The organism is Proteiniphilum sp. UBA1028, assembly GCF_002316955.1.
Classification (GTDB): Bacteria; Bacteroidota; Bacteroidia; order Bacteroidales; family Dysgonomonadaceae; genus Proteiniphilum.
The window spans coordinates 1-7,697 of the sequence record NZ_DCEN01000029.1 but is presented as its reverse complement, the minus strand read 5'-3'; the positions used below and the strand labels follow the sequence as shown (position 1 = coordinate 7,697).

Annotated in this window: 6 protein-coding genes; 4 read left to right on the top strand and 2 right to left on the bottom strand. The window is 47.2% G+C overall.

Annotation, left to right across the window (positions count from 1 at the left end; all coding sequences use genetic code 11):
• The 3 genes from B3Z75_RS03880 to B3Z75_RS03870 all read left to right on the top strand — a co-directional run.
• On the top strand, positions 1–1,764 hold a 1,764-nt coding region (locus B3Z75_RS03880; protein WP_294067957.1), incomplete at its 5' end, for a Na/Pi cotransporter family protein.
• Positions 1,765–1,769: 5 nt separating this feature from the next.
• On the top strand, positions 1,770–2,114 hold the full coding sequence (locus B3Z75_RS03875) for a translation initiation factor (RefSeq protein WP_294067955.1): 345 nt from the start codon (positions 1,770–1,772) through the stop codon (positions 2,112–2,114).
• Positions 2,092–5,343: a UvrD-helicase domain-containing protein gene (locus tag B3Z75_RS03870; RefSeq protein ID WP_294067953.1), complete on the top strand. Its 3,252-nt coding sequence runs from the start codon at positions 2,092–2,094 to the stop codon at positions 5,341–5,343. Before B3Z75_RS03875 ends, B3Z75_RS03870 begins: the two co-directional genes overlap by 23 nt.
• A 178-nt stretch (positions 5,344–5,521) precedes the next feature.
• Here B3Z75_RS03870 and B3Z75_RS03865 read toward each other — a convergent pair whose 3' ends face one another.
• Both B3Z75_RS03865 and B3Z75_RS03860 read right to left on the bottom strand, forming a co-directional pair.
• Entirely contained in the window at positions 5,522–5,764 is a 243-nt protein-coding gene (locus B3Z75_RS03865; RefSeq protein ID WP_294067951.1) for a hypothetical protein, read from the bottom strand.
• A 137-nt stretch (positions 5,765–5,901) separates the two neighbouring features.
• Positions 5,902–6,726 carry an alpha/beta hydrolase gene (locus tag B3Z75_RS03860; RefSeq protein WP_294067949.1) on the bottom strand — a complete coding sequence of 275 codons (825 nt, stop codon included), beginning with the start codon at positions 6,724–6,726 and terminating at the stop codon, positions 5,902–5,904.
• 194 nt (positions 6,727–6,920) lie between these two features.
• On the opposite strand from B3Z75_RS03860, the gene B3Z75_RS03855 reads away from it, so the two are divergent.
• Complete coding sequence (locus tag B3Z75_RS03855) at positions 6,921–7,256, top strand: GNAT family N-acetyltransferase (protein ID WP_294067947.1); 336 nt, start codon at positions 6,921–6,923, stop codon at positions 7,254–7,256.
• The last annotated feature ends 441 nt before the right edge of the window (positions 7,257–7,697 follow it).

The following is a 7,697-nucleotide window of genomic DNA, read 5'->3' as shown; positions in this document are numbered from 1 at the left end:
CTTTTCCTTTATGGTATGAAGATCATGAGCGAAGGCCTGCAGAAACTGGCAGGCAACAAACTCAGGAACATTTTGTCGGCCATGACAAAGAACCGGGTGATGGGTATCCTCACCGGTTTGCTGATCACCACCCTGGTACAATCCTCTTCTGCCACCACCGTCATGGTGGTAAGTTTTGTCAATGCAGGACTGTTGAGCCTGATCCAATCCATCGGCGTGATTATGGGCGCCAACATTGGCACCACGGTTACAGCATGGATGATCTCCTTCTTCGGTTTCGGCAAGTTCTCCATCAGTGCATTGTCCATTCCACTGATGGGTGTAGCACTGCCGCTGATCTTCTCCTCCCGGAGCAGGAACAAGTCGCTGGGCGAATTCATTTTTGGATTTGCCTTTCTGTTTATGGGACTCGACTTCCTGAAAGAATCGATGCCTGACCTGCAGAATAACCCGGAAGTACTTTCGTTCGTACAGAACTTCACCAACATGGGAATCCTCTCCACCCTCTTCTTTCTGATGGTGGGCACCGTGCTGACGATCATCGTACAATCCTCCAGCGCAACGGTAGCTCTGACATTGATCATGGCTGCACAGGGTTGGATTGACTTCCCCAGTGCGGCAGCCATGATCCTGGGAGAGAACATCGGCACCACCATCACCGCTAACCTGGCAGCCATCCCGGCCAACCTGTCGGCAAAGCGGACTGCCTTTGCCCACTTCATGTTCAACGTGATGGGAGTGATCTGGATGCTCTTTGTCTTTAAACATTTTGTGCAGATGGTTGACAACATCGTGCCCAGCTTCGCATCGGTGCACCCATCCGGCATCAACGCTTTCATTGAATCACTCTCGGCGGACGACTATGCACAGATATCGACCCTGCCCCGGTCGGAACTCTCCCCGAAGCTGGCTGCATTACAGGAACAGTATATCACCTACCAGGCCTCTGTTTCTTACGGACTGTCTCTCTTCCACACCCTGTTCAACATTTGCAACGTCACACTGATGATCTGGTTTGTGAAGCTCTATGAAAAGATTTGTCTCACCCTGATCAGGCCGAAAAAGGGAGAAGAAGAAGACGAAGAGTTCATATTGCAGTATATCTCTACCGGACTGGCTTCTACCGACGAGCTCTCCATCCTGCAGGCAGAGAAAGAGGTGGAGGTATATGTCACGCGGGTGAAGAAGATGTTTGGCTTTGTGAAAAAAATGACCAACCTGAAGAACAGCGACAAGAAGTTTCTCAAACTCTACAACCGGACCGAGAAATACGAAGATATCAGCGACCGGATGGAAGTGGAGATTGGATCTTACCTGAGCAAGGTGACCGAGGGGAAATTGAGCCACCAGAGCAAGGAACGAGTACGTTCCATCCTGCGGGCGGTAACCGAAATTGAAAGCATTGCCGACTCGGCCTGTAACATTGCCCGTCACCTGAAACGCAAGATGGAAGCAGAGACTGAATTTGAGGAGTGCATTCTTGAAAATATCAACTCCATGTACGAACTGATGGACAAAGCTCTCGAGAACATGCAGAACCTATTGAAAAACAAGAAGATTACGGAGTCGGACCTGGTAAACAGCAAGCATATAGAAAACAGCATCAACGAAAAAAGGAATATGCTGAAACGGGAGAATGTGGAGAATCTCAATCTGAAACGATATTCCTATCAGAATGGTGTGTTTTACATTGATATCATTTCAGACTGTGAGCGAATGGGTGATTACATCATCAATGTGATTGAATCACTGGAAAAAAAATAATATTAGTGCCAATGAATGACTGGAAAAAAAGACTGAACATAGTCTACTCCACCAATCCTGACTATCATTACAACAAGGAGAACGAAGAGGTTACAGAGACACTGCCCAAAGAAAAACAGTCGCTGCGGATCAGTCTCGATAAGCGGAACCGAAAAGGCAAAGCGGTGACACTGGTCACCGGCTTCACAGGGAAAGAGGACGACCTGCAGGAGCTGGGCAAGCTCTTGAAGACCAAATGCGGCGTGGGGGGATCGACTAAAGAGGGTGAGATTATCATTCAGGGCGATCATCGTGAGAAGGTGTTGGGAATCTTGCAAAAGGAGGGATATGCCAAATCTCGCATCATCTGAGAGTCACTACCTCCATGTGATCAAAGCCTCTGCCGGATCAGGGAAAACACACCGGCTGACAGGTGAGTACCTTCATCTGCTCTTCTCGGGACCGCAACGACACCGCCACATTTTGGCGGTCACCTTCACCAACAAGGCAACCGACGAAATGAAATCTCGCATCGTGAAGGAACTTTATCGGCTGGCATCGGGCGAAGCCTCCTCCTATTTGCAGGAGCTCATGAACGACTTTTCTTTGAATGAGAAGGCCATTCGTTCGCAGGCTAAAGACATTTTGGAAAGTATCCTGCACGATTATTCGGCTTTTTCCATCAGCACGATCGATCGCTTCTTTCAACAAACCATGCGTGCTTTCACCCGTGAAATGGGATTGTCAGGCGGATATAACATTGAGCTGGATGAATCCTCCTACCTCATGGAGACGGTCGATCTGATGCTCTCTGAGCTGGAGCTTCCGGAGAACAAGGTGCTTTCCGATTGGTTACTGCTCTTTATGCAGCATAGCATTGAAGAGGGAAAGAGCTGGAAGATAAACCGACAGGTGCTGGACTTGGCTAAACAGCTATCAAACGAGACCTACAAGTCGTTCTCGCGCCAAGAGGAAGAAATGATTCGGGACAAGGAATTCCTTCTTTCCTACCAGCAGACGCTTCAGAAAATTGTATGCAATTTCGAGAAGGAAACGAAAGAAACAGGAGAAAAGGGACTGAATACGATGAACCGCTTCGGGTTGCATTTTTCTGATTTCAGTGGCGGAAGCCGCTCTCCATTCTCGCATTTTGCAAAATGGGCAAACAGAGAAATGAAACCGCCCACAAACACGTTCATCAATCTGGCGGACAACCCGGAAAAGTGGATAACCAAAACCACACCACCCGAGATACGTGCAGCCATTGAAGCGGCCTATTCCGAAGGATTGAACGATGCGGTAAAAAAAGCCATCTGGCTTTTCGAGAACAACATCCATTACAATTCCGCGCTCAGCATTCTCCGCAATTTCTATACCCTCGGCATCCTCAGCGATATCAAAAACAGGCTCCGCAAACTGCAACAGGAAAACAACACTTTGTTTCTCTCAGACACCACGGAATTGTTAAACAAGATGATTGCCGGTACCGACTCACCGTTTATTTATGAAAAAACAGGTACACGGATATCCAATTATATGATCGATGAGTTTCAGGATACCTCTCGCATGCAATGGAATAATTTCAAACCACTGGTCGGAGAGAGCATGGCTTCGGGTAACTTTAACCTGATCGTGGGCGATGTAAAGCAAAGTATCTACCGATTCCGGAATTCCGACTGGCGCCTGCTGGAGACGCAGGTATCCAGTGATTTTCATGCGGAGAACATCCGGGAACAGGTGCTGGATACCAACTGGCGAAGTGACGCCTGCATCATACAATTCAATAATGCCTTCTTTTCTCAGGCATCTTCCATCCTGCAACAGGAATTTGACAATGCGACCCAGGAGCTTGCCGACACACAAATCACTGACGCCTACAGAGATGCTTATCAGCATGTTCCTCCCCAAAAAAAAGAGAGCGGCGGGCAGGTGAGGATCACCTTTCTGAAAAACGAGAAGGAAACGGCGTCGGACTGGAAAGCGAATGTACTGGAGCAGCTGCCGTACGAAGTTGAACAGCTGCAGGCTCAGGGCTTCCCGCCCAAAGACATAGCCGTGGTTGTGCGATGGAACCACGAGGCCGTGGCCGTGGCCCAGGCACTGCTTGCCTACAAAAAAAACCATCCGGGCTCACCCTACAAATTCGACATCATCTCCAACGAAGCGCTGCTCATTGGCAGTGCACAAAGCGTGAAGGCGGTGATCTCCCTGATGCGCCATTTCCGGAATCCAAAAGACAAAACACGACGGATGATGGCGGCATATGAATACTTCCGGTTCCACCACAGGGCAACACCCGATGAGGCGCTACAGTCATATTGGGACGGCGCAGAAGGCGACTTCCCCGACGAAGTAAAACAACACATAAAAGAGTTGGCCTCACTCCCCTTCTACGACATGATTGAACGCTTTTTTGCCCTTTCTTCCGAGGCGCTCAACGAACAGGAAAATGCTTATATCCAGGCTTTTTTGGATATAGCGATGAAGTTCAGCTCCCGCAACACGACAGACTTGGGTACGTTTCTCGATTGGTGGGATGAGAAAGGTTGTCAGAAGGCGCTCTTTTCTCCGGAAGACCAGGATGCCATACGGCTGATTACCATCCACAAATCGAAAGGGCTGGGTTTCGGAGCGGTGATTATGCCCTTTGTAAACTGGGGTGTGGACCATGCTCCCAACCACAACGATATTATTTGGTGTAAGCCGGGAGTGGCCCCTTTTGATCAATTGAGCGTAGCTCCCCTCAAATATGGCAAAACCCTTACCGACACTATTTTCAGAAACGATTATCTGAACGAAAAACGATTTACCTATATCGATAACCTTAACTTGTTATACGTGGCTTTTACCCGGGCCAAGCACCGGTTGATCATGTTTGCCCCAAAACCCGATAAGCCGGAGTCGATCACTACCGTGGCTGACCTATTGTGGCGAAGCATCACAGCCCCTCAAGTCAAAACGGACGACAAGAAACAATTTGTTACACTGTCCGAATATTTTTCCGAAGAGGAGTGCGCAGACAGGTTCACCTTCGGCTCATCCTCTCTGCACGAAGGGGATGAGAAGGCGGGAGCACCATCGTACAAAACCGGCAAATGGCAATCGCACCCGTTCAGTAATCGTCTGAAGCTGCGTCTTAACTCGACCGGTTTTTTCAGTGACGACGGTCGCCGTGATTATGGAAAAATGATGCACGATATGATCAGCCACATAAAAACGGTGACAGATATACCCGTGGCTGTGGAGCAGAAGATATCGGAAGGAGAGTTGCAGGAACAAGACAGGGACAGCACCATCAGAGAAATGGTTGACATTCTCTCTCTCCCTGAGATAAGCAATTGGTATAGTGACCAATTCACGGTACTGAACGAAGCACAGGTACTGCATCCCCGCATGGGGTTAAGCCGTCCCGACCGTGTGATGATCCGTAAAGACGAAGTGATTGTGGCCGACTACAAATTCGGGGAATTGGTAGATCCGCGATACAACCGGCAGGTACAACGTTATGTGAAAGCCATCGAAGAGATGGGCTTTGATCGTGTAAAAGGATTCGTCTTTTATGTGAAGCTCCGCAAAGTTGTTCCGATATATCCGATATAATTAAATAATTCCCTCCCCTCCCTGTATCGGTGTTTTGTTTTCAATTTAACAAGTTTGCCGTCCATTGCCGACACAAACAGCTTACCATAGTCTGTAGGTAAAATCATATTAATTAATCAATCCGGAGGAGACCTGCGCTTCCAAAGGAAAGCACCGTTAGAGGTATTGTAGGCGTAGATCAAACCCTTGTCGGCGGGAGTGTCGTACCATCGCCTGCATCAGCAGCCTTGATTTCTTTGGCGGTATTGGTATAAAAAAGCATCTTATCCTGCAGAAAAACCGAATCACGGTCAACCGTAATAATGTTATACCCACCAAAGGGCTGTTCTGCCCACAGATTGGAGCGGCACATTACGGCATTCACTCCTTCATAACTCATCGCTCTGGTCGTATATCCCGCTTTCAGACCAGTTCGAATCATGATTGCCGGGGAGAACCTAATAAGGGACTTTCAGATCATCCAGAAGAGACTTTGCCGTGCGCAGCCGTACGAGCCAAATTCCGTCATATTGCCCGAAACAATCACAAAAGCAATGTCTCGAATCGATGAACTTGCCTTTAGTTGGCTTTCCCGTTATAAAAAAAATCACTGAAGAAAAGCACCTGATATTTTACTGCGTTGCTCCAATAGGGTCTGTTATGAGCGCCGGGACGGGAGATAAAATCATGTGGAATGTTACGGTAAAGCAACTCTTCGTGCAGCCGTTCGTTTACCTGGTAGAAGAAATCTTCCGTGCCACAGTCGATAATGATCTTCAGAGAGTTTGGAGTCAGCAGATGCAGCTGCCCCATCACGCTGTACTTTTCCCAATATTCCGGGTTATCCTTTTGTTTGCCGATATGGTCAGCCATATCCCAATTGTTGGGAAAAGGGCGGATATCCACTCCTCCGCTCATGCTTCCACAAGCTCCAAACACCTCCTGGTTACGGAAAGCCAGATATAACCCGCCATGCCCCCCCATGCTCAGTCCGGTAATTGCGCGACCTTCACGGGAAGGAACCGTTTTGTAATGTTGATCCACCCACCCAATTAATTCTTTGGAGACGAAAGTTTCGTACTGAAAAGCCGAATCCACAGGGCTATCCCAGTACCAGCTGCTGAAGCCTCCATCGGGACAGACAATCATGATGCCGTAATGGTCTGCCAGTTCTTTAATATGGGGGGAATCCCTGACCCATCCATCGTAGCGTCCGCTGTATCCATGAAGTAGATAAAGCACCGGGAAAGCAGTTTGCCCGTCATAAGACCGAGGTTTCACAATAACGGTTTTGACATTTTTATGCATCTTATTGCTGAACACGTTCACCGTATCCACAGTGGCGGAGAAAACTCCTGTAGCAAAAAGAACAAACAACATGTAACCGGTTAATAATCTTCTCATTGTATCTTAGTTTACAGATTATAATCCCAAAGATACAAAAAACAGCATTGCGCCTTTCAATAATTTTGTTTTTACTTTGCCGGTTCAACCTTTTTCCTTCTACCGGTGTTAAAAAAAACGGCGATAACAGACAGAACAAATGGGTTGGGTAAGACGTTTGACTATCAAGTATAACATTAAAAAAAACAGTTCTTATGGATATTCAATATAGAATCGACGAGAAAAACCTGGGTAGTTTCTTTATTGAGAAGGAGGGACGGCAGGTTGCGGAACTTGATTTCGAGATAAAGGACAACATTCTGAATGCTTATCATACGGGAGTTCGCCCCGAGTTGGAAGGTCAGGGAATTGCAGGCAGCTTATTCGACGAAATGGTAAAATATGCACGCAAAAATAATTACAAAGTCATCCCCTCCTGCTCTTATATCCTAGCTAAATTTCGCAGACATCCGGATGATTTTACGGATATCTGGCATCGCAACCAGGATGAACCGACAGGCGAGGCATGTGGTATTAAACCCGGGAAATAGGCAGAAGGAGAGACATTGCAAATTGAAATAGACCGAGAGAAGATGACCGGCAATCTATTATTTCGTAAAGTAAGTAGACTGGTGCTACAAAATAGACCGTCGGGTCGTTCTACAAATATCTCTTCTTGAAATATCTTTTGTTATGTAAGAACGTCCCGACGGATTTTTCGCATCTGTGTTCTGCGTGGATAACCTAAAAAAACATTTAAGCAATTTGCTCTTATTTCATTTTGAGAACAAGCGATGAACGACGATTGTTCACCCGAAGACACAAGAGATCCTGTTAAATATCAAGTATAAACGTTAACAGCTTTTACCGGAGCCATCGCGTGATATCTCAGTTCTTTGCATTTACTTATCCTCGACAATATGATATTGGGCCAGCCTGAAACAATTAAAAAAGAGGGTGCATCACACAATGTGAACCGACCCCCAAAAGTT

What these genes read in the sequence shown, in the direction of transcription:
- B3Z75_RS03860 (WP_294067949.1), bottom strand. Translation starts at nt 6,726, where the DNA reads ATGAGAAGATTATTAACCGGTTACATGTTGTTTGTTCTTTTTGCTACA.
- B3Z75_RS03870 (WP_294067953.1), top strand. Translation starts at nt 2,092, where the DNA reads ATGCCAAATCTCGCATCATCTGAGAGTCACTACCTCCATGTGATCAAA.
- B3Z75_RS03865 (WP_294067951.1), bottom strand. Translation starts at nt 5,764, where the DNA reads ATGATTCGAACTGGTCTGAAAGCGGGATATACGACCAGAGCGATGAGT.
- B3Z75_RS03855 (WP_294067947.1), top strand. Translation starts at nt 6,921, where the DNA reads ATGGATATTCAATATAGAATCGACGAGAAAAACCTGGGTAGTTTCTTT.